Origin of the sequence: Paenibacillus aurantius, from assembly GCF_032268605.1 — a bacterium.
In the GTDB taxonomy this organism is placed as follows: domain Bacteria; phylum Bacillota; class Bacilli; order Paenibacillales; family NBRC-103111; genus Paenibacillus_AO; species Paenibacillus_AO aurantius.
The window spans coordinates 4,541,096-4,561,639 of record NZ_CP130318.1; the positions used below are offsets into that span (position 1 = coordinate 4,541,096).

The window sequence follows — 20,544 nt, forward strand, 5'->3', positions numbered from 1 at the left end:
CTACCCCTGACTCCGAGGTGAACCATGAAGGAATCCAACCAAGCATTTATTCACAGCTACTTGTCCAACACCCAGGTCAATCTGGAGGTGGTGGCCCATACCAAAGTATCCGAGAGCTGGAAGGACACGAACAACATATCCCCTTACAACCGGTTTTACTTCATCCGGCAAGGCAGGGGACGAATCGAAATCGGCGGAAAGGTCTATTGCCCGGTCCCGGGCCAGTTGGTCCTCATTCCGGCGGGTACCGTTTATTCGTACGGAACGGAGCCTGCCGACACCTACCTGAAATACTGGTGCCATTTTACGGCCGAGATCGGCGATGTGAGCCTGTTCGATCTACTCGTTCTGCCTTCCGTCATCGACGTCCGGGACGAGGCTTATCTGGAGGGATGCTTCCGCCGGCTGATGGACCTGACCGAAAGCGGGGAGTTTACCTCGGCCCTCCGAAGCAAAGCCGTCCTGCTGGACATCATCTGCCTCTATATCGAGCATACATCCGTCGACACCATCCGAACCGGCGGCTCCTCCATGGAGAAGATCAACCGGGTGCTGCAGTACATCGATAGCCACCTGGCCGAAAGCGTAACCGTCGAGGAGCTGGCCAAGCTCGTGCATTTTCATCCGAATTATTTCATCCGCTTCTTCAAAACGATGCTGGGCTCCCCGCCCATCCTCTACATCACCAAACGGCGGATGGAAAAGGCCAAAACCCTCCTCGTCACGACTGACAAAAGCATTTCGGAGATTGCCGAGGAAGTGGGCCTTCAGCTTCATTATTTCTCCCGCGCCTTTCGCGGGCATTCCGGCTTCTCCCCGACCGAATACCGGCAGCAGCGGCTGGAGGACTAGTCAACTCCCTTCATTATCCGCCAACATACCACACCTTTCAATCCCAAAACGGAAGAAATGCAAAAAAGCCCTTCCGGGGGAAGGGGCTGAAGGTTGCGGTATGGAGGAGGAGACGAAGTCCAGCTTAGCAGGAGGAAACCAAAACACCAAGGAGAGCCGGTCAGAGGTCCGGCCTTTTCCGTTCGCCCGCTGCCTTAGGAAGCGGATCGACACTACCGGCTAAGGCACTAGTGCCTTAGCCGGTAACTTTCTTGGTGAGAAGACCCTCTCTAAGCGCACGAAAATGAATAAGAAAGCAGAACTTCATTTGCGGCTAAGGCACTAAATGCGCACGAGCCGGTCTGTCGCTCGAAGCGCCGTCACGTCCCGGGCGCCGATGCCGAACATCGCTGCCCGCAGCTCGAGCGTGATGCGCGCGAACAACGCATCGAGCCGTTCGGCGGAGTCGACCGCGGGCGCAAGCAGCGACCGGCCGAAGCCGGCCAGGCTGGCGCCCAGCGCCAGCGCCTTGGCGGCGTCGACGCCGGTGGCGAGCCCGCCGCTCGCGACGACGGTGCCGTCCGGCGCGGCCTCGCACACGCGGCGCAGGCATTCGGCCGTCGGCGTGCCCCAGCCGGCGAAGGCATCGGCCGCCGCCCGGAGGACGTCGTCGCGGGAGCGGTGCTTCTCCACCTGGCTCCACGAAGTGCCGCCAGCTCCCGCGACGTCGACGAAGCTCACCCCGGCGTCGAACAGCCGCCGGGCGGTGCCGCCGTCGATGCCCCAGCCGACCTCCTTCACGCCGACCGGCACGCTGAGCTCCCGGGCCAGCCGTTCGATCTTCGGCAGCAGCCCCGCAAAGTTGACGTCGCCTTCCGGCTGAAACACCTCCTGAAGGCTGTTCAGGTGGAGAATCAGGCCGTCGGCGTCCACCCGTTCGATCACGCGGCGGCAGTCCTCCACCGATACGCCGTAATTCAGCTGAACCGCGCCAAGGTTCGCGAGCAGCGGAATCGACGGCGCGGCATCACGCACCCGGAACGTCTCCGCTGCGGCCGGATTCTCGATCGCCGCCCGTACGGAGCCGAGCCCCATCGCCCAGCCATGCCGCTCGGCTGCCTCGGCAAGCCTCCGGTTGATCGCTCCGCCCTCTGTCGTGCCGCCGGTCATGGAGCTGACGAGCAGCGGGGCTTTTAGCTTCCGACCGAGGAACTCCGCTTCGAGGGAAACCGCGGCGAAGTCCAGCTCAGGAAGGGCGTTGTGAAGAAACCGGTACTCCTCCAGCCCTGTCGTAATCCCCGTTCCTTCCACCGTCTCGTTCAGGCAGATGCCGATGTGCTCGTTCTTGCGTCGCTCCGTCCCCACTGCTGTAACCTCCCGTTGTGTTCTAGCTCCTTATCCGTCCCCTTGGTTGGCAAGAAAGTCTGTGTCTCGCGCTTCCCTAACTCTAGGATGGCGGACCCTCGTTACCGGATAAGCGCACTTATGCCGCCGTCCACTTTAATAGCGGTATTAGTATAGCGCGTTTTCCCCTGCCTTCACAACCGCGCTTGACGAAAGGCCGCAGCCCGCCCCCTGTCTTCCTCCAAAATGCGCTCGGCCACCAGCTGCCCGGACAGGGTCACCATGGGCGTTCCGCCGCCGGGATGCGTGGTGCCTCCGGTGAACCAGAGACCGGGAATATTCGCCGCCCGGTTGGTGGGCCGGAAGAACGTTTGGCGGGCGGAATTCGAGGAGATGCCATAGATCGCCCCGCGGTAGGCACCGGTGTCGCGCTTCAGCTGCTCGGGGGTGTAGACGGCAGACACGTCCGGCCGGTCGATCCCTTTCAACCCGTACTCCGCAAGCCGGCGGAGGATGAAATCGCGGTACCGTTCCCCGTGCTCCTCCCAATCCCAGGCTTTCGAGGTATAGGGAGCGTTCACGAGAATAAAAAGATTGCTCCCTCCTTCCGGGGCGAGTCCCGGCTCGCTATGTCCACTGTGGCACAAGTAGATGGCGGGGCTTTGGGGAGCCGTCCGGCTGTCAAAAATCTCGCCGAATTCCGAGCCGTAGTCTTCCGGGAAGAAAACCGTATGATGAAGCAGCTCCTCATACCGGTTCCGTACTCCGGCCAGTATAACAAAGCCGGACAAGGAGGGCTCGTAGCGGTCGATCCGCTTGTCGGGCATGGCCGGCCGGTCCTCTTCGTCCAAGAGCTCGCGGCAGACGGTCAGCACATCCCCGTTCGCCACGACGAGATCGGCCTCGAGCCGCTCTCCTTGCGGCGTCGTCCGGGCGCCGTACCCTGCATCCGCCGATTCGCCGGGTCCCCCCTGCGGCTCCGTCCTCTCCTGCAGCTCCACGCCGGCTGCCCTTCCACCGCGGACAAGAATCAGCTTGACCTTACCCCCGGTTCGGATGTCCACGCCAAGCTCCCGGGCCAGCCTGACGAACGCTTCCGGAATCGCATACGTTCCGCCTTGTACAGCGTAGATGCCGAGAGAGGCCTCCACATGGGCCAGCATCGCGAAGATGGCCGGTGCGCGGTAGGGGGACGACCCTACGTATGTCGCGTACCGGCCAAACAAGCCGAGCGTGTAGGGATGACGGAAGTGTTTCTCTAATCTCTCCTGCAGCGTCGTGAGCGGCCGGATTCTCAGGAAACCGGCCGCCAGGCGGGGACTCAGCTTATCCTTCCAGGTCAGAAGCATCCGGCTCAGAAAATGCTTTTCCGCCTCCCGGTACAAAGCCTCCGCCTCCTTCATGAAGGCCGGGTAGCGTAGCGCATCCTCGGGGCTGTAGCGGGCGATCTGCTCCTGCATGGCCTCCCGGTCCTCCGTCAGGTCCACCCGGCTGCCGTCCGGAAAGATATTGCGGGCGGCAGGCTCCAGCCGGCGGAGGGTCAAATAATCCTCCATTCTTCGGCCGACCGAGGTGAACACCCGTTCAAAGAGATGCGGCATGGTGATCGTGCTCGGGCCCCGGTCGAACGAATACTCTCCCATCCGGACCCGCTGGAGCTTGCCGCCAGCCGTCTCCTGCGCCTCCACTACCGTGACCCGGTACCCCGCGTGGGCGAGCCGGATCGCACACGACAGCCCGCCGAGTCCGGCGCCGATGACGATGACCTTCTTCATGAATACCGCCTCCCTTTCCATACGTACCCTTGGCCTCCCGCTCCGGCCTTCCAGGAAGCAAGCGCAATACCGGTCAGGCAGACGATGCTGGCCGGAAGCAGGAAGGAAAGCCAGAACGGCTGTCCGTTCCGCAAGTCGACCGAAAGCTTGACGGCCGTCCCGAGCCCCCAGCCGATCAGGGCGGGAACAAGCCCGTCTCCTCCGCTTGCCCAGGCAAAGAGAGCCGCAGCCGGAGGAAAGAGGTACATCCCTCCGTACAGGAGAAGAATTCCCGCCAACAGAAGACGGCTCCGGCCTACGCCGGCGTAAATATTCTTCTTGTAGCCGTTCCATACGCCCTGCGCATCCTGGTACATGCGCATGGAGACCTCACCGGTAACGTCGGCAAGCAGAACCGGCCGCCCCGCCCGCTTGACTGCGCGCGCGAGGCTCATGTCATCGACGAGCTCATTCCGGCAGGCGGTATGGCCACCTGCCGCCCGGTAGCTCTCCGCTTCGATGAGGAGGAACGCTCCGTGGGCGGCGGTGAAGCGGGGATCGGGGGACGTGCGCACCAAGCGGACGGGGAGGTGGCACGCCACCGTGAAGATCATGAGCGGCACCACCAGCCTTTCCAGCCAGGAGCCGACCTCCTGGCGGGGGAAGCCGGTAATGAGGCCGCTTCCCTGACCCTCGGCTGTCCCCATTGCCCGCTCCAGTGCGCCCGGTCTCAGCCTGGCGTCCGCGTCCAGGAAGAGCCACCAGTCTCCCTTCGCCTCGAGCGAAAGCTGGTGGCAGGCGAAGCATTTCCCGACCCAGCCGTCCGGCTTCGGCAGCCCATGCAGCAGCCGCAGGCGCGGATCGCCCTTCGCCGCCTCCCGGACCGCTTCCGCCGTGCCGTCGGTCGAGCCGTCGTCCAGCACGAGCACCTCCAGAGGGACGCCGCTCTGCGAGAGCACGGACCGGAGGCAGTCCCCGATATTGCCCTCTTCATTCCGGGCCGGGATCAGCACCGACAGGAAGGGAGCATCCCTCGGCGAACCTTTTCCCGCCGAGTAGCCTCCTTCAGCCGTGTCCGGCCTCTCCCCGTCGGAGGAGCACTGGCCGTTTCCAAGGCTCGGAAGCTGCGTCAGGTTCCACCAGACGAACAGCAGCTGGGCGGCCAGCAGGCCGGCGGTTATCCAGAGCAGGGCTGTCATAGGCCCACCCTCTTCTTGAAGGAATCGAAGGCGTCGCTGGTCGAGACACCGGGCTTCATGAGGGGACGGAAGCCGCAGGGCATGCCCCCGTCTTCCGCGGCAACGGCCCGCAGGGCCAGCTCCCGGTGGCCGTCGAGCTGGCTTTGGAGCAGGCGGCGCAGCTCCTCCGCTGCCGCCCTTCTGCCGAGCCGGCGCCAATCCTCCTTCACGGGCGTTCCGAAGAGGAGGGAAGCGTCCGCCTTCTGATGGCCGGCGAGCGAATAGTACAGGGTAACCGGGACGGCCGCCGCCTCCGGCACCCTTTCGAGCAGGCTGCCGATCCCTCCCTGGAACGCAAGCGGCCTCTCCTCGAGGTGCCGGATCTCTCCCTGCGGGAAGAGCCAGATGCTTCCCCCGTGCCTAATCCGGGTTTCCGCATACCGGAGAGAGTCGCGGATGGAGCGGGGGCTCGTTCGGTTAATGGAGAAGGCGCCGATTTTGCGGAAGAAGGGATAGCGCTCTAGCTGCTTCTCCTCCATCATGACGTAGTGATCCCCCCTCGAGGCCCGGCGAACGGCATAATGGACAAGAAGGCCATCCCACCAGGAGCAGTGGTTGGCCATATAGACAAGGGGGCCTCGAGAGCCGGTGTCCGGATCCCCCGACAGACTTACGGAATGAAAGTGTCGGGGCAGCAAATAATGCCGGTTGTAGCGGTCAAACAGACGCTCGAACCAGAGGCTTTTGGCGGCTTCGATCATCGGGCGCTCCCCTCCTTCCTCTGGACCCTCCCATACACCAGCAGCAGGCCCACGGCGGCGAATCCCGCCGGAAGCAGCATCCCTTCCTTTATCCCGAGAAGGGCGAACATAACGAGCATCAGGCCATATAGCAGGCCTGCCTCCCGGCGGACAGGAGCCGGTACGGTCCTCCGCGGATAGACGAAGGAGAGCAGGGCCGCAATCAGGAACCACGAGGCAAAATTCGTCCAGGGAATGCCCGCATATACACCCGTCCCTTCCCATACCCAGAAGCCTCTGGCGTAGGCGACCGGATCGAGCACCAGATCAAAGAGAAGCAGACCTCCCCCCACCTGCAGGGCGCGAACCCAGCGCGGCCCGTCTTCGGCGAGCAGCAGCATCGTCACCATCACGCCGATCCAGGCGCAGGCTATGGCGAGCGGGACACCCCCCGCGGCTATGCCGAGAACATCCGTGTAGGCATACGATCCGAACGGGAACCCGGTCGCCACCCCCATGGCTTCCACGCCGAAGGTAACCGCGGCCACGAGCGTTGTGCGGAAGACGATCCCCGGGATCCCTCTCCCCGTTCTCGTTTCCAGAAAGACCGCATAGGAGGCAAAGAACAGCAGGAACAGCCCGTTCGAGAAGCCAAGCGCCTCCGGCACCTTGTAGAAAAGCATCAGGAGCAGCCCGGCCGCATACCAGAACCAGAAAACCGGCCGGATCACCCTTGCCGCAAGCCCCGCTTTCGTAAAGCCCGGGGGAAAGGACGCTTTGCCGGCCGGTTCCCCACCGCCCCGCTGCCCGCCAGACTCCGGCCTTCCGGCCGCAGGGCCAGGGGCCCTGGACACGGCTGCCACCGCGCTCCGCCGCGTATCTTCAACGCCGAGCCTAGTCTCTTGTGTCCGCAGGCTCCGGCCGGCCGGTCCCCACGGCCCTGCCTCCCGCCTCATCCGGGCACCGCCGCTGCTTCGGCGGACGCCCTTTCGCTCCGGCGGCTGCTCACCTCCCGGTAGATGGCGAGCTTGCGGAGGCTGCCGACGTAGGCCCGCTTGCGAAACACCTCATACCCGTTTCCTTCGACCTCATCCAGGATCGCCTGGTAGAAGAGTGCCGCAAGCTCAACCGAGAAAGCGCTCTCCGGCGGATAAGCCTCCAAGTCCCGAAGCCCGGCTGCAAACCAGCGGCGGGCCAAGCCATCGAGCTCGCGAACCGCGGAGATGAAGGCCGGCGTAACCACACCATTCTCGATATCTTCCGGCGGGCAGCCATGACGCGCAAGCAGGTCGAGGGGAAGATACCTCCTGCCCCGACCCCGGTCCTCGCCTACGTCCCGGACGATATTGACGATCTGCATTGCTTTGCCAAGCGAGATGCCCGATTCCACAATGCGCTCGTCCGGATGCCCGTGCAGGACGGGAAGAAGCATCTCCCCGACCGTTCCGGCCACAAGGTAGCAGTATTCCTCCAGCTGCTCCATCGTGTCGTACCGGGTCAGAACGAGATCCCTCCGCTGTCCTTCCATTTGCCGGAGGAAAGGGGTTGGGGTCAAAGGAAACCTGGCAAACAGCCAACGAAGCGACGGCCAAATGAAGTGCCCTTCGGCCGTATCCAGCCGGATAAACTTGCCCTCCAGCTCCTCCAGGGTAAAGGGAGAGCTTTCCGGCTCATCCACCGCGTCGTCGATCAGCCGGCAGAAGGCATAGATGACGTACACCGCTTCCCGGCGGGGACTCGGGAGGGAACGAAAAGCGTTGTAAAAGGTTGCCGATCCTTTGCGGATCATGGCTTCGCAGGCTGCCAGGCAGGTTCCGATTTCCATAACGCCATCTCCTTTGTCATATGGTGGGCCAGCAGGCGGGCCCCCTGCATCACGATGGGAACTCCTCCCCCCGGATGAATGGAGGCTCCGACTGCGTACAGATTGGCGAGCGAGGGATAAGGCACGAACTGCGGACGGAAGGCGCCGGATTGGAGCAGCGTGGGGGCAATCCCGAAGCTTCCTCCCTGAAACAGGCCGTCCCGTTCGGCGTCGTCCGGCGTCCGGACGTCAATCCAGCGGATCGCCTCTTTTAACCCGGGAAAGCCCCTCCGTTCCGCCTCGGTCAGCAGGCGGTCGACATAAGCTTCTTTCTCCTTCTCCCAGTTCACGGTGCCTGTGGACGGCACCGGCGACAGAAGATATAGCACGCTGTCCGTTTCGGCAGCCGCCCCGCTGTCCACCGCCACCGGATTGAATACATAGAAGGACGGATCATCGGGCAGAAGGCGTTCCAGGAAGCTTTGCTTCAGGCCGGCCGTGAGGGACTTCGGAAGGAAGAACTGGTGGGCCTTGGCCTGCGGCCAACGCTTGTTGACCCCGAGATAAACGAGAACGTTCCCGCCGGAAGGGGTGAACTTGCGGCGAGGAGCCTCGAAGCCGGGAAGAAGCGTAGGGAGATGAGGAAAATCACCGTTATAAACGATCGCCTCATGCTCCGCTGTCCGGCCGTCGTGGAGCTTAACCCCCGTGCAGCGTTTCCCTTCGCGGAGGATTTCCCGGATTCGTGTAGTTAAGCGCACCGTGACGCCCTGCTTCTCCAGCTCATCGGCGAGAAGGGCGGAGAGGGCCGCATAGCCTCCTTTCCAATACCACACCCCGAAGGCATGCTCGGCGTAAGGCAGGAGCGTGTAAAGCGACGGAGATTGGAAAGGCGCCCCTCCTATGTACAGCGACTGCAGCGAGAAAGCGTCCTGCAGCTCTTCGCTGCGGAAATAACGGGATGCGAGCCCCTTCACGCTCCGGTACGCCTTCAGCCGGAGAAGAAGGCGCAGGATGCGCGGCGTAAAGAATTCGGACCGGCGGAGGAAGGGACGCTCCAGCACCGCCTCCCTTCCCTCGGAGAAAGCCGGGGCCATGTCCTCCATATACCGGCGGAACCCTGCGCTTTCTCCGGGAAACAGCCTCTCGATCTCGGCTGCCTGGCGGTCCGTTCCCCGCCATTTGGTGAACACCCGGCCATCCGCATAATGAATATCGTAGAGCGGGTCGCACTCGAGCAGCGGCATACGGGACCGGTCGATCCCGGCTTCCTCCAGAAGCCCGGCAAGCATTTCCGGCAGCAGCACAATGGTAGGACCGCGGTCAATCCGGAACCCGTTTCCTTCCTGGAACGCCAGCCGGCCGCCAAGCTGACCGGCTCCTTCATAGAGCGTAACCCGGGCCCCGCGGCGGGCAAGCAGGAGAGCCGTCAGCATGCCGCCTACCCCGCCCCCAATGATCCCTACTTCCATAACACAGCCTCCTTCGCCGGGACCTGACGGACGTTGCTCTTCGGAGCGAACGGGGAGACTCCCGCTCGGGCATCCTGCTCCATAAGCAGCCGGGTGCTGATCCGAGCCGATTCGATAATCGTCGGCAGCCCGCTTCCCGGGTGGGTTCCCCCGCCGACCAGCCAGCAGTTGGCCGCCTCCTGAAACCGGTTGTGCGGACGAAGGTGCATCATCTGGTCTAGCGAATGCGCCAGATTGAAGGTGGCGCCCCGGTAGACCCCGTAATCGTCCTGCCAATCGAGCGGGGTCGTGATCCTCTCCTCCTCGATACAGGCGGACAAGCCGGCGAGCTCCGGCTCCCTTTCCAGGCGGCGGATGATGGCGTCCCTCACAAGCGTCTTCTCCTTCTCCCAATCGATGCCTCCGGACAGATTCGGAACGGGCATGAGCACGTAAAGAGCGGACTTGCCTTCCGGTGCCAGCGTCGGATCGGTAACCCCCGGGTTGCAGACGTACACGGAGGCGTCCTCCGAGAGGACCAGCGTTTCCGTAATGTCCCGGACGTTAGCCCGGTAGTCCTCCGCGAACATAATGGTGTGATGGGGAAGCTCGACTCGCCGGTTTACGCCCAGGTAGAGCATGTAGGTGGAGCAGGAGTATTTTTTGGCCTCAAGCTTCCGGGGGGTGTATCGTTTCAGTTGCCCGGGCTCAAAAAGCGACGTCATGGCCGTACCGAAATCGGCATTCAGGATCACGTGGGAAGCCTGAACCTCTTCTCCCCCGGCAAGCCGCAGGCCGACGGCTCTGCCCTTCTCCAGCAGCACCCGTTCGACGGGTGACGAAGTCAGGACACGGCCCCCATATTCCTTAATGACTTCGGCCATCGCCTCGCAGATCCGGTTAACCCCCCCGATCGGATGATAAAGACCGTAGGCGTGCTCTAGATAGGAGAGGATGGTAAACGTTCCCGGGCAGGCCCAAGGGGACATCCCCAAATATTTGGCCTGGAAGGTGAAGGCCAGCTTCAGCCTCTCGTCCGTAAAATAGCGCGACAGCCTTCCATGCACCGTATCCAGGGCGTGCAGACGGGAAAGTGCGGCAAACACGGGAGAGGTCAAATAATCCGTCAGCCGGGCAAAAGGCCGCTGAAGCAGGGGACCCACCCGCCTGAACTTTTCCTCCTCTTCTTTCATGAAGCGGAGATAGCCTTTCCCGTTCCCCGGGAACAGCGCTTCGATCCGTTCTACCATCCGGTCCGGCTCCCGAACCGGCTCGAAATCCATTTCCCCAAAGCGAAGCCGGTACAGGGTGTCGAGCTCCACCAGCTTGACATAATCGTGAACCGAACGGCCGGCGGAGGCAAACAGTTCCTCCAGCAGGTAAGGCATCATCAGAAAAGTGGGGCCGCAGTCGAACCGGTAGTCCCCCAGCTGAACGCGGGAGGTGCGGCCTCCCACAAAGGGCTGCTTCTCATAGACGGTCACTTCGTAGCCTTGGGAGGCAAGAAGCATCCCTGCCGCCAAGCCTCCGGGCCCCGCACCGACGACAGCTGCGCGCTGTTCGGTCATTCTCGTTCCCTCCTTGAGATCGTATTCCGGTAAGTCCGGACCTTCCTGCATCCCTAAGTTCAACAAACATTATACAAATAAGTCTACACACATTATACAAAGTTGTAAAGGCTTTTGCGAAGAATAGCCCTTTCGAGGGGGGCGGTCCTTTCGCCTGAACGGACGGGCTACCCGAGTTCCTCGGCAGCCCATCGGTTCCAGCCCTCGGCATCCCCCGGCAGAATCCACTTCCGGTACCTGTCGGGAGCCCCGGCGAATCCCTCGCCGCCCAAAATGATTTTCAGATGGGGAAAAAGGTCCACAAGAGAGTTGACAAGCCTTAGGGCTCCCGGGAGAAACTGGGGATTGGTGAGGGACAGGCAGACGTAATCCGCCTTTCTCTCCACGAGCATGGCCTCCAATCCGTCCGCCGGCGTATCGGGACCGAGGTAGATGACCTCGCAGCCCTTCTGCCGCAAATAGAGTGCGAACAGAAGCAGTCCCACCTGATGCTGCTCTCCGGACGGACACAGGGCGAGCACGGAAGGCATGGCCGGATCGACCGGGAAGACCGGGAAGAAGCTCAGGCATTTCTGGGTAATGAACTGGGTGATGAAATGCTCCTGGGCCACAGTCGCTTTTCCTACCTCCCAATCGTCCCCTACCCGGATCAGAAGAGGAACGAGCAGCCGGTACAGCGTCTTCTCAAACCCCAGCATGGTAAAAGCGAGCTCGGTAAGGGAACGGGCTCTTTCCGTCTGGAACTCCAGCAGGGCCGAATAGAGACGTTCGGATAGGTCGTCCAAGGCCTCGTCCTTCCCGGCTTCCGCCGGGGGCTCGGCGAGCCGTTGTTGTTTGCGCTGCTGCTGGAGAAGGCGGGCGGCCTGGGAGATGGAGATTCCTTCCTCCTCCAGACAGCGCTTGAGCCAGAGCAGATCCTCTATGTCCTTATTCGTAAAAAGCCGGTAGCCCGCCGGACTCCGGACCGGCTGAACCACCCCGTACCGCTGCTCCCACGCTCTTATCGTGACCGGCGTGATGCCGGTAAGGGATGATGCTTGTCGGATCGTATACACCTGCTTCCCTCTCTTTCCGTTTTGCTGCTGATTCTGCCTAGGCGGATCCGGTTGTACCGCTGAACCCAGATGCAGGGAAGATTGGCGGCGAGCGCATAGCCCATCAGGATCCACCCCGAAGCCCGGTCGTTCCATAGAAAAAAAAGAGGAGCCGGCGCCATCGCAAGCCAATGCGTCACCTCGGCCCTCCGCGTTTCGAGAAGAAAACGGCTCAGGTAGGCGCTGTCGGCCGAGCGAAGCTTCTTCTTGGAGAACCCTCCTTTGAACCAGGAACCTCCGTCCGGCAGCCAGCCTTTCCACCGCTTGATGGCCAGGCCGCGCTCATACAGGCGGCCGCCGCGCTCCAGCCCCCAGGGCCGGAGCCACCGCGTTTCCCGGAACCAGCGGTCAGGGGCCTTCAAGCAGCCGTAGGCCGCTGCCAGCTGGATGGCGAGCCATGCCGCGATATCCAGCAGGAGGGTCCCCAGGGCGGGGAGCTCCAGCACTCTCATGAGCCCGCCCCCTTCCTCCGCGTGCTGACGGAGCGGCCCTTCCAGCTCACCCGGCCGCCAAGAAAGGTCTGGACGGCGGAGCGGGCAAACACGGCGAAGAAGACAAAAAGGGAAACGGGATAGAAGAGGGCTGTCCCCCAGCCGAATTGACCGGCCCGTTTGAGCGCCGGCTGCACCTGGATGGCATATAGCAGGTAGACCGCCAGCGCCGCTGCCCGAAGGCCGGCCGGTTGTCCTGCAGCCGCCGGCAGCGCCGCTGCCGCCGTTGCCGCTCCCGACAGCCACAGCACGACGGCGGCCAGCACAACAGGCCGGGCCGAAGCTGCACCCGTGGCGAAGCTCTTGCCCCATCCGGCGGTCAGCTCCCTCCAGCCCTCCGGATACATGCGGAAGGATACCGCGCCTTCCCCCAGAATAGAGGCGACCGGGATCCCCATCCGCCGGAACACACCCGCCAGAGCGTAATTCTCCAGCACCCGGCCGATAACGGAGGAATGGCCGCCTGCGCGGAAATAATCGTCCCGGCGGCAGAAGAGAACCGGGCCGAAGCCCCCTGCCTTACCGCAGCCGAACGGGGCGAGAACCGAAGCCGCCACCACCAGATTGAAGAAGGCGGACAACCGCTCGTCCGGCCTCTTCATGCAGTGGTACGGCTGCACGGTCAACACTCCGCCGAGCCGCCGGTGCCGGGCCGTAAGCTTCGCCAGCCCGCCGGAGGCTAGGGTCGTGTCCGCGTCCAGGAAGAGAAGCAAGTCTCCCTTCGCCGCCCGCGCTCCGTTCCAGCAGCCCCAGCTTTTGCCGAGCCATCCGTCCGGAAGCGGACCGCTGCGAATCACCCGGGCGCCCGCCGCCGTGGAAATGTCCGCCGTCCGGTCTTCCGAATCATCATCCGCAACGAGAACCTCATACGGAGGATCGGTTTGAGAAGCAAGGGAAGCGAGCAGCTCCCCGATCCTGCCTTCTTCATTGCGCGCCGGAATGATAACCGTCACGCGGGCCGCAGCGGCCCCTTCCCGCTCGCCAGCCGGTCCCTCCGCCGACCGGGCCTCCTCCATCACCGGCTGCCGGGCAAGAAGAACCCAGCCGCACAGCCAGCCGGCTGCTGCCACTCCCCATGACCACTCCATTAGACGCCCTCCTTTCGGCGAGTTATCCGTACCATCGGCTCAACCAGGCTTTCATATAGGGGAATGCGGTTTCCCGGTAAGGAAACCAATTGACGGCACTCTTGGCCAAGCCGCGCTCCCGGGTAATCGTTTTCGTCCGGCAGAAGGCAAGCAGCCCTTCCCGCCCGCGGATGCGACCGAATCCGCTTCCTTTCATCCCCCCGAAGGGAAGCCGGACGTCGCTGACCGGCACAATGACGTTGTTGATGCTGCAGCTTCCCGTCTCCAGCTCCCGGGCCAGCCGGAGGGCCCTCTTCCGGTCCTTCGTGAAGACGCTGGCCGAGAGGCCGTAGGGGACGGCATTGGCAAGACGCACCGCCTCCCTCTCCTCCCGGAAGGTCATAACCGGAAGCACGGGAGCAAACGTCTCCTCCTGCATGATCTTCATTCCGGGAGTCACGCCTGTCAGGACCGTCGGCGGGAACAAGGGCGAATCGACTCCTTCCTCCCAGCCTTTCGTCTGAACCACCGCCCCGAGGCGGACGGCTTCGTCCAGCTGGGCCATCGCCTTCTCCCAACCGTCCCGGGTGGCCAAGGGGCCGACGTCCCGCCACCCCCGGTCTCCATAACGGAGCGAATTCGTCAGCCGGACGGCTTCCTCCGTGAATTCGGCGAAGACGCTCTCGTGGACGAGCACCCGTTCGACGCTCAGGCAAGCTTGGCCCGCGTGCAGGAAAGCTCCCCATACCGCGGCCTGTGCCGCCCGCTTCACATGGGCATCCCCGCAGACGATCATGGCGTCCTTGCCGCCGAGCTCCAGCTCGCAGGGGATCAGCCGGCCCGCCGCCCGCCGATAGACGCTTCTTCCCGCCTCGGTCCCTCCGGTGAAGAGCACCTTGTCCGGGCCGGCGTCGATCAGTCCTTCCACGGCCTCCCTCGCGCCCTCTGCAAGCTGAACGACCCCGGCTGGGAATCCTGTCTCAGCCAGCAGTTCCCGGAGCTTGGCGTTCAGCCGGGGAAGCCGTTCCGACGGCTTCAGCAGAACCGTGCAGCCCGCCATTAAGGCGGCCGCGGCCGGGACAAGCGCCAGCTGAAGCGGGAAATTCCACGGCGCCACCAGGAGCACGGTGCCGACCGGCTCCTGGAGCACCCGGGCCCGCTCGGACAGAAAGCCAAGCCTGCGGTAACGGCGGGGCCGCAGCATCCGGGCGGCTTTCTTCTCGTAATGCTTCAACCCTTGAGCCGCCGTAACCAGATCGGTGAAGAGGGCGTCCATCGGAGTCTTGGCCCCCTCCTCGCCCAGCAGGCCGATCCACTCCTCCTTATCACGGATGAGGAGCTTGCGGAGCCGGCGCACGTAGGCCGCCCGTTCCGGGAAGGACAGCCTCCTCCAGTCCGGCTGGGCGTTTCGGGCCGCTTCCATCATCCGCACGTACGGCGCTTTTTCCGGATGATCCGGCCCGGCAGGGTTACTTTCCGGCTGTTCAGGTTGATAAAAAGCGGGGAAGGTCATGCGGCAGCCTCCTTTGGCAAAGCCTCGACAATCATTATTCAAACATTTGACACAATATGTACAGTGATTATACAATGAAGAGGATCATTTGTCATCTACGGAAAGGAGAGTCAGTGATGGGCTATGAGGCAGTTGTGGTTGGAGGAGGTCTGGGCGGCTTGTCCGCCGCCATCCGGTTAGCAGCGGATGGCCACCGGGTAACGGTGCTGGAGAAGAACGAAAGAGCGGGAGGAAAGCTTAACGTCCGGTCCGGAAAGGGATTTACGTTTGACACGGGGCCTTCGATTCTGACGATGCCGTGGGTGCTGGAGCAGCTGTTCGAAAGCGCCGGAAGAAGGCTCGAGGACTACCTGACCGTCGTCCGGGTCGAGCCTCAATGGAGAACGTTTTTCGAGGATGGGGTTAAGCTTGATCTGGTGGGGGATTTCCCTTCCATGCTGGAGGAGATCAAACGGGTTTCGCCCGCTGATGCTTCCGGCTTCCTTTCCTATTTGCAGTACGCCCAGAAGATGTATGATCTGACGATGAAAGGGTTCTACCGGCGCAGCTTGTCCGGCCTGACCGATTTGAGAAGCCGCCATACGATGCCGGAGCTTATCTCGATGGATCCGCTGAAATCGATGCACCAGAGCACGGCCAAATACATCAAGGACCCCCACCTGCGGCAGCTTTTCGACTTCTTCATCATGTATATCGGCTCCTCCCCTTACGCCGCTCCGGCCATTCTGTCCCAGCTGGCCTACGTGCAGCTCGGCCTAGGCATTTACTACGTGGAAGGCGGCATGTACCGCATTGCGGAAGCCATGCTGAAGCTTCTCGGGGAGCTTGGCGTGACCGTGAAGACCTCCTCTCCCGTTGAACAGGTCCTTGCGGACGGGAGGCGGGCGACCGGCGTCCGGCTTGCGTCGGGGGAGACCGTGGAAGCGGATCTCGTTGTGTGCAACCTCGAGGCGATCCCTGCGCACAAGTCTATTCTTAAGCAGCAGCAGGGAGCGGCTGAGGCGGCGGACAAGCTGAGCAAATACGCCCCTGCGGTATCGGGGCTCGTCCTGCTGCTCGGCCTGGACGGCAAGTACGACCAGCTGGCCCATCATAACTTTTTCTTCTCCCACAGCCCGGAAAGAGAATTCGGAGACATGTTCGACAAAGGCATCCCGACGGAGGATCCGACGGTGTACGTCGGGGTTTCTTCGAAGTCGGACCCTACCCAGGCTCCCGAGGGCAAGGACAATCTGTTCGTCCTGACTCATGTTCCTCCCCTGAAGGATGGGGAGACGTGGGAAGGCCACCGAGAACGGTACCGCGAGCTGGTGCTGGACAAGCTGGAGCGCAACGGACTGGCCGGCCTGCGCAGCCGAATTGAGTTCGAATACGTCTTCACTCCCGACGACCTCCGGGAGCTGTATGGGGCTAACGGCGGCTCCATTTATGGCGTGGTCACGGACCGCAAGCTGAACGGCGGCTTCAAGGTGCCGAGCAAGAGCGAGCTGCTCGACAACCTGTACTTCGTCGGCGGCTCCACCCATCCGGGCGGAGGGGTTCCGATGGTGACCCTCTCCGGGCAGCTGACGGCCGATCTGATCCGCGAACAGTGGGAAGCGGAATCCGGCTCCGCCGCCGTCCGCAAGGGCGGTTGACGGTTGAACCGGCCGCTTGGTCGGATAGGCTCTTAAGCCGTTATTTTCCGATTGTCGGGCACAACCGCAAGAAACCCGGTCCAGCTGTTTAGCTGAACCGGGTTTCTTCCTAATTGTAACGATTTTTCTTGAAACAGGTCATCATGCTTTCTGCCCGCCAATTGCTTGTGCCCCTGCCCTAAGCGATCGGGTAGTCCACCACGACGACATTATCGAGCAGGCCGTCCAGCGCCCGGACGAAACGCTGGTGAGCCGGGTGGGGCCCGTACGCCTGCAGCGCCACCTTGCTTTCGAACGTAACCCGAAGCCCGATGGCATAACCGCGACGATTATCGGTCTCCTCGGTCACATTTCGCCCCGCCGTCAGTTCCGCGATTCCGGGAATCTCGCCTTTTAGACCGAGAAGCATTCCGAGCAGCTCGTCCTCCTTCTCTACCGTGAGCAAATCATTAAACCGGAAAACCACCAAATGCTCGTACATGTTCCCCATCCTTCCGCTTGCTTGGTTCTTGAAGTCTAGGCGCTTCCGTCGGGGGAAGGCCTCTTCCTCATTCTAGCTCTTCCCGCCCCCCGGTCAACACCGCCTCCTTCTCTTTATGCCCGAACATCCCTTTAACCTGTTCCTTGTTCTCTTTGGGACCGAGAACGTAGACCATGTCCCCCGGCATCAGCTCGGAGCTGCCCGTCGGAGCGACCATTTCCCCGTTCCGGACGATCGCCGATATCACCGTGCCGGAAGGAAGCTCCAGCCGGTGAAGGGGATGCTCGGCTGCTTCGGAACCGGCATTCACGGTCACCTCCCGCATCTCCATATCGGTCTCCTCCGTGGAGACCAGCTCTAAGCTGTGAGGGGCCGACGGTTTCTTCCCGCTCGACAGGCCTAGCCTTTCCGCCAGCCAGGAAATGGTGGAGCCTTGAATCAGGGCGGAGGTAAAGACGACGAAGAAGACGACATTGAAGAACTTGACCCCGATGTTAAGCTGCGCCATAACCGGATAAGTAGCGAGCACGATGGGGACGGCCCCTCTAAGCCCCGCCCACGAGAGAAGAAGCTTCTCCTTTCCCGTGAACCGGGTGAAGAGGGTGCTTATGTAGACCCCGACGGGACGGGCGACGAACATCAGAATGAGGGACAAGGCTACTCCTTCCATGATGATTCCTCTCAGCTGTTCGGGAAACACCAGCATCCCGAGCAGCGTAAACATGAGAATCTGCATCAGCCAGACGAAGCCCTCGTTAAAGCGGACAATGGCGTGCCGGTAAACAAACTCGGAATTGCCGATGGCCACCGCCGCGACGTAAACGGCCAGCAGGCCGCTTGCATGAAGCAAGGCCGAGCATCCGTAGCAGAGAATCGCGAAGGAAAGAGCGAGGATCGGGTAGAGGCCTGACGATTCCAGGTTGATGCGGTTGATAACCCACACGGCCAGCTTGCCGAACAAAAGCCCGAGCAACAGCCCGGCTCCCATCTCCCACAGAAAAAGCAGCGCCAGAACGAGAAGGCTCGTATCGGGAGCGTGAATAAGCTCGATCAGCGAAACCGTTAGAAACACCGCCATGGGATCGTTGGTCCCCGATTCCGCTTCCAGCGTGCTAGAGACGCTTCTTTTGACATTCTTGTTTCCCAGAACGGCGAACACGGCCGCGGCGTCCGTCGACCCGACTATGGAGCCGAAGAGAAGCGCCTCCAGCCACCCGACCCCGAGCAGGAATTTCGCCGCCACGCCGATAATGCCCGCGGTCAGGAGAACCCCTACCGTGGCGAGGGAAAGAGCGGGCCCGGCCACCGGCCGGATATCCTTCCATTTCGTCTGCAATCCGCCGTCAAACAGGATGACGATAAGCGCAAAGATCCCGAATATCTGGGTCAGGCTGGCGTTGTCGTAGAAGAAGTAATGCCCGATGAGCATCCCGACCGCTATGTAGAAGACAAGGGAAGGCAGGTTGAACCGTGCGGTAAATTTCGTCGCCAGAACCCCGAACAACAACAATGAGGCAAACAGCACAATAATAAAATCGTTTGTTATGACCGCCACTCCTTTGCCGGAACAAGCCATCTTCCTTACTTATCCTTACCCGCTTTCCTTTCTTTTAAAAAGCCCCCGGCGGGCAGGAACGGCAAAAAGAAAAGAACCCGTTATAACAAACGGGCCCTTCGCTTACGGGTTGAGGCTGTTACGCCGCTTTGGGGGCGGCTTCGCGCTCCGGAAGAAGAAGACTGTCGAGAGCCAGGTAACGGCTGCCCGTCAGCACGAGCGAAACGGCCATGCCGAAGAGAGCCAGCTCCAGCTCATAGCCGGAGAACCCTTTGGCCAGCTTAACCTTGAAGATGGCTCCCAGCATAATGACGGCAAACAGGGCGCCGATCACGCGGGTTCCGAGTCCCAGAATCAGGCAGAGGCCTCCTGCCAATTCGACGACCGCAACCCCATAAGCCATAAAGCCGGGAAGACCGAGCGAGCTGAAGAACCCGGCCGTCTTATCCAGGCCCCCCTGAAATTTCAAATACCCGTGCACGGCAAAAACAAGGCCCAGTATGATGCGGGATAGCAAAATCCCTATCTCCATTTTTCTGTTCATTATAAAATCTCCTCCTCTTGAATGAGCACTACACTATGTAGTGTTAATGGCTGTCAGGCAGCCGGCCCTTCTTAGGGTAAGGCGGGCCGGCTTCGAACGGCTAAGCAGTTAAAGCATGAACAACAGGGCGGAACCGATCAGCAGAAACGTGGATGCCGATACGAGCACCGCGCGAACGGGAAGGTTTAGCGGCAGCTGTTTCGCCGGATCGAGAATATGCCGGATCCGGTCGTTGACCGAGGTTTCGGCGAAGGACACATAGGACAGCGGGAGACGGGATGGCTTGTCCCGCTTGAGCAGCTTCAAGAGAGCACTGCCTAAAGCTTCGGGAGAACCCATTCGTTCCATCGCGTACCGGTCGGCCAAAATTTCCCTGGCCGTCCGGTAAGGGAGCTCGAGCCACCGGAGAAGCGGAATGTAGCGGAACACCGAGGCGAACAGCGAAAGCAGGAAGGTTTTAAACGGATCCCCGTGCTTCTGATGGTAGTGCTCATGATGCAGGACCGCCTCCAGCTCCCGGCTGTCCAGCAGGCGGATCAGGCCCGTGGAAAGAACGATCTGCGGCTTCCACAGCCCGACCGTACAGGCGAGCGGCTCCCCGCTTTCCACCACGTGTACCGCAGCCCCGATCTTTCCGTACCGATGGTTGATCTCAGAAGTCAGCGGTTCCAGCTCGATTTCCTTGAGCCGCCGGCGAAACCGGAAGGACCGGATCGCCTCGCTTGCAAGCATGCCGGCGACCGCCGCTAACGTAAGCACCACAAGGCCGTCCAGAACATAGCCGACCACCGTCCAGCCGAGCTTCTGGAACACACTCTGGCAGAACTGAAAAAGATTGAATTTCCACTCCCGGTTAAGCAGATCTCCCGTCAGGTAGAGAGCCATTTCCAGTAAGATCATTCCGGCCGTCAGCGTACCCAGCAGAAACAGGTTACGGGATCGTTTGCTCCACATGATCAGCCTTCCTTCTTGAGTTCTTTGATTTTGCGCTCCAGCTTGTCCAGGAGATCGCGGTCGGCTTCCTCCAAAGCATCGAGCATGTGGTTGACCGCACGAAGCCCGAATTCCTCCAGCAGGTCCTGTGTCAATTCCTTGGACTGGTTCTCAATGAATTCGTCCATGGTCTGGACCGGACGGTACAAGGCTCCCCGGCCCGCCGTCCGCTTGGAGAGGATTCCCTTGTCCACCAGGCGGTTCATGACGGTCATGACCGTATTGAAATTGGCGCTCTTGTCATGCTCCAGGCCTCTCTGGACATCCTTGATCGACATCTCGGGCCCGTTCCACAGAATGCTCATGATGCGCGCCTCCAGCGGGCCGAAAAACCGGTTCAGCCCCCTCTCGTTCGTCTTGAAGCTGTTGATCTTCATGTCCCCACCTCACACTACCCATTGTAGTGTTACGACAGGCAGGCGTCAACCCGCTCCATTCGGTGAAAATGGTGGAAGCTTGACGGAAGAGTTCTGCCGGAATGCGAATGAAAAAAGCCGTG

The 20,544-nt window shown here is 61.7% G+C and carries 19 protein-coding genes; 2 read left to right on the forward strand and 17 right to left on the reverse strand.

Features of this window, described 5'->3' with window-relative positions; genetic code table 11:
- Window positions 1-24: 24 nt before the first annotated feature.
- On the forward strand, window positions 25-852 hold the full coding sequence (locus tag MJA45_RS20675) for an AraC family transcriptional regulator (protein ID WP_315603790.1): 828 nt from the start codon (window positions 25-27) through the stop codon (window positions 850-852).
- Window positions 853-1,173: 321 nt separating this feature from the next.
- Here the strand turns inward: MJA45_RS20675 and fni are convergent, their stop codons facing one another.
- The 12 genes from fni to MJA45_RS20735 all read right to left on the reverse strand — a co-directional run bounded on the left by fni (window position 1,174) and on the right by MJA45_RS20735 (window position 14,835).
- A complete protein-coding gene (gene fni / locus MJA45_RS20680; protein ID WP_315603791.1) occupies window positions 1,174-2,196 on the reverse strand; it encodes a type 2 isopentenyl-diphosphate Delta-isomerase in 1,023 nt (340 codons plus the stop codon).
- Window positions 2,197-2,369: 173 nt separating this feature from the next.
- Complete coding sequence (locus MJA45_RS20685) at window positions 2,370-3,950, reverse strand: phytoene desaturase family protein (RefSeq protein WP_315603792.1); 1,581 nt, start codon at window positions 3,948-3,950, stop codon at window positions 2,370-2,372.
- Window positions 3,947-5,128 carry a glycosyltransferase family 2 protein gene (locus tag MJA45_RS20690; protein WP_315603793.1) on the reverse strand — a complete coding sequence of 394 codons (1,182 nt, stop codon included), beginning with the start codon at window positions 5,126-5,128 and terminating at the stop codon, window positions 3,947-3,949. Before MJA45_RS20690 ends, MJA45_RS20685 begins: the two co-directional genes overlap by 4 nt.
- Complete coding sequence (locus MJA45_RS20695) at window positions 5,125-5,868, reverse strand: lysophospholipid acyltransferase family protein (protein ID WP_315603794.1); 744 nt, start codon at window positions 5,866-5,868, stop codon at window positions 5,125-5,127. The genes MJA45_RS20690 and MJA45_RS20695 overlap by 4 nt, the downstream gene beginning before the upstream one ends.
- A complete protein-coding gene (locus tag MJA45_RS20700) occupies window positions 5,865-6,710 on the reverse strand; it encodes a carotenoid biosynthesis protein (protein ID WP_315603795.1) in 846 nt (281 codons plus the stop codon). The genes MJA45_RS20695 and MJA45_RS20700 overlap by 4 nt, the downstream gene beginning before the upstream one ends.
- A gap of 89 nt (window positions 6,711-6,799) precedes the next feature.
- Window positions 6,800-7,672 (reverse strand): phytoene/squalene synthase family protein, encoded by an 873-nt coding sequence (locus tag MJA45_RS20705; protein WP_315603796.1) that lies wholly within the window; start codon window positions 7,670-7,672, stop codon window positions 6,800-6,802.
- A complete protein-coding gene (locus MJA45_RS20710) occupies window positions 7,633-9,123 on the reverse strand; it encodes a phytoene desaturase family protein (RefSeq protein WP_315603797.1) in 1,491 nt (496 codons plus the stop codon). The genes MJA45_RS20705 and MJA45_RS20710 overlap by 40 nt, the downstream gene beginning before the upstream one ends.
- Complete coding sequence (locus MJA45_RS20715; RefSeq protein ID WP_315603798.1) at window positions 9,114-10,670, reverse strand: phytoene desaturase family protein; 1,557 nt, start codon at window positions 10,668-10,670, stop codon at window positions 9,114-9,116. Before MJA45_RS20715 ends, MJA45_RS20710 begins: the two co-directional genes overlap by 10 nt.
- A gap of 167 nt (window positions 10,671-10,837) precedes the next feature.
- On the reverse strand, window positions 10,838-11,725 hold the full coding sequence (locus tag MJA45_RS20720) for a MerR family transcriptional regulator (protein WP_315603799.1): 888 nt from the start codon (window positions 11,723-11,725) through the stop codon (window positions 10,838-10,840).
- On the reverse strand, window positions 11,671-12,216 hold the full coding sequence (locus MJA45_RS20725) for a glycosyl-4,4'-diaponeurosporenoate acyltransferase CrtO family protein (protein ID WP_315603800.1): 546 nt from the start codon (window positions 12,214-12,216) through the stop codon (window positions 11,671-11,673). Before MJA45_RS20725 ends, MJA45_RS20720 begins: the two co-directional genes overlap by 55 nt.
- Window positions 12,213-13,343: a glycosyltransferase family 2 protein gene (locus MJA45_RS20730; protein WP_315603801.1), complete on the reverse strand. Its 1,131-nt coding sequence runs from the start codon at window positions 13,341-13,343 to the stop codon at window positions 12,213-12,215. Before MJA45_RS20730 ends, MJA45_RS20725 begins: the two co-directional genes overlap by 4 nt.
- A gap of 22 nt (window positions 13,344-13,365) precedes the next feature.
- Window positions 13,366-14,835, reverse strand: a complete 1,470-nt coding sequence (locus MJA45_RS20735; protein WP_315603802.1) for an aldehyde dehydrogenase family protein — start codon at window positions 14,833-14,835, stop codon at window positions 13,366-13,368.
- A 116-nt stretch (window positions 14,836-14,951) separates the two neighbouring features.
- Between MJA45_RS20735 and MJA45_RS20740 the strand changes: the two genes are divergently transcribed.
- Window positions 14,952-16,472 (forward strand): phytoene desaturase family protein, encoded by a 1,521-nt coding sequence (locus tag MJA45_RS20740; RefSeq protein WP_315603803.1) that lies wholly within the window; start codon window positions 14,952-14,954, stop codon window positions 16,470-16,472.
- Window positions 16,473-16,650: 178 nt separating this feature from the next.
- On the opposite strand, the gene MJA45_RS20745 is transcribed toward MJA45_RS20740, so the two are convergent.
- The 5 genes from MJA45_RS20745 to MJA45_RS20765 all read right to left on the reverse strand — a co-directional run bounded on the left by MJA45_RS20745 (window position 16,651) and on the right by MJA45_RS20765 (window position 20,422).
- Window positions 16,651-16,953, reverse strand: a complete 303-nt coding sequence (locus MJA45_RS20745; protein ID WP_315603804.1) for a Dabb family protein — start codon at window positions 16,951-16,953, stop codon at window positions 16,651-16,653.
- 67 nt (window positions 16,954-17,020) lie between these two features.
- Window positions 17,021-18,508 (reverse strand): potassium/proton antiporter, encoded by a 1,488-nt coding sequence (locus tag MJA45_RS20750; protein ID WP_315603805.1) that lies wholly within the window; start codon window positions 18,506-18,508, stop codon window positions 17,021-17,023.
- Window positions 18,509-18,647: 139 nt separating this feature from the next.
- Window positions 18,648-19,052 (reverse strand): DoxX family protein, encoded by a 405-nt coding sequence (locus tag MJA45_RS20755; RefSeq protein WP_315603806.1) that lies wholly within the window; start codon window positions 19,050-19,052, stop codon window positions 18,648-18,650.
- A gap of 108 nt (window positions 19,053-19,160) precedes the next feature.
- Window positions 19,161-20,006: a M56 family metallopeptidase gene (locus MJA45_RS20760; RefSeq protein WP_315603807.1), complete on the reverse strand. Its 846-nt coding sequence runs from the start codon at window positions 20,004-20,006 to the stop codon at window positions 19,161-19,163.
- Between the two features lie 2 nt (window positions 20,007-20,008).
- Window positions 20,009-20,422: a BlaI/MecI/CopY family transcriptional regulator gene (locus MJA45_RS20765; protein WP_315603808.1), complete on the reverse strand. Its 414-nt coding sequence runs from the start codon at window positions 20,420-20,422 to the stop codon at window positions 20,009-20,011.
- Between the last annotated feature and the right edge of the window lie 122 nt (window positions 20,423-20,544).

Bases quoted from the DNA above. Each gene is read 5' to 3' on its own strand.
- MJA45_RS20675 (WP_315603790.1), top strand. From the start codon at position 25: ATGAAGGAATCCAACCAAGCATTTATTCACAGCTACTTGTCCAACACC.
- MJA45_RS20685 (WP_315603792.1), bottom strand. From the start codon at position 3,950: ATGAAGAAGGTCATCGTCATCGGCGCCGGACTCGGCGGGCTGTCGTGT.
- MJA45_RS20690 (WP_315603793.1), bottom strand. From the start codon at position 5,128: ATGACAGCCCTGCTCTGGATAACCGCCGGCCTGCTGGCCGCCCAGCTG.
- MJA45_RS20695 (WP_315603794.1), bottom strand. From the start codon at position 5,868: ATGATCGAAGCCGCCAAAAGCCTCTGGTTCGAGCGTCTGTTTGACCGC.
- MJA45_RS20705 (WP_315603796.1), bottom strand. From the start codon at position 7,672: ATGGAAATCGGAACCTGCCTGGCAGCCTGCGAAGCCATGATCCGCAAA.
- MJA45_RS20710 (WP_315603797.1), bottom strand. From the start codon at position 9,123: ATGGAAGTAGGGATCATTGGGGGCGGGGTAGGCGGCATGCTGACGGCT.
- MJA45_RS20715 (WP_315603798.1), bottom strand. From the start codon at position 10,670: ATGACCGAACAGCGCGCAGCTGTCGTCGGTGCGGGGCCCGGAGGCTTG.
- MJA45_RS20725 (WP_315603800.1), bottom strand. From the start codon at position 12,216: ATGAGAGTGCTGGAGCTCCCCGCCCTGGGGACCCTCCTGCTGGATATC.
- MJA45_RS20730 (WP_315603801.1), bottom strand. From the start codon at position 13,343: ATGGAGTGGTCATGGGGAGTGGCAGCAGCCGGCTGGCTGTGCGGCTGG.
- MJA45_RS20735 (WP_315603802.1), bottom strand. From the start codon at position 14,835: ATGACCTTCCCCGCTTTTTATCAACCTGAACAGCCGGAAAGTAACCCT.
- MJA45_RS20740 (WP_315603803.1), top strand. From the start codon at position 14,952: ATGGGCTATGAGGCAGTTGTGGTTGGAGGAGGTCTGGGCGGCTTGTCC.
- MJA45_RS20745 (WP_315603804.1), bottom strand. From the start codon at position 16,953: ATGTACGAGCATTTGGTGGTTTTCCGGTTTAATGATTTGCTCACGGTA.
- MJA45_RS20755 (WP_315603806.1), bottom strand. From the start codon at position 19,052: ATGAACAGAAAAATGGAGATAGGGATTTTGCTATCCCGCATCATACTG.
- MJA45_RS20760 (WP_315603807.1), bottom strand. From the start codon at position 20,006: ATGTGGAGCAAACGATCCCGTAACCTGTTTCTGCTGGGTACGCTGACG.
- MJA45_RS20765 (WP_315603808.1), bottom strand. From the start codon at position 20,422: ATGAAGATCAACAGCTTCAAGACGAACGAGAGGGGGCTGAACCGGTTT.